The sequence below is a fragment of the Flagellimonas spongiicola genome (assembly GCF_023502425.1).
GTDB lineage: Bacteria > Bacteroidota > Bacteroidia > Flavobacteriales > Flavobacteriaceae > Flagellimonas > Flagellimonas spongiicola.
The window spans coordinates 1-241 of sequence record NZ_JAMFMA010000013.1 but is presented as its reverse complement, the minus strand read 5'-3'; the positions used below and the strand labels follow the sequence as shown (position 1 = coordinate 241).

The 241-nt window shown below is 56.8% G+C and carries 1 protein-coding gene; it reads left to right on the top strand.

Annotated features, from left to right (window positions below):
- Positions 1-241 (top strand): PKD domain-containing protein (locus M3P19_RS16885; RefSeq protein ID WP_249658874.1); only part of this gene is annotated, 241 nt, incomplete at both ends.

Sequence of the window (241 nt, the reverse complement as noted above, 5' to 3'; positions counted from 1 at the left end):
ACCCCCGGTGAGCAACAGCTCCGCGAACCTCACAACGGGGGATGCACCACTGACCGTGGACTTCACAGGCGATACTTCAACCGATGACGTCGCGGTGATCGATTACCTTTGGGACTTCAAGGACGGGAACACCAGTACCCTGCCCAACCCCAGCCATACTTTCAATGCACCCGGGACCTATAACGTGGAACTGACCGTACAGGACCAGGAAGGACTGTCCGATTCCAGTACGGTGGTGATA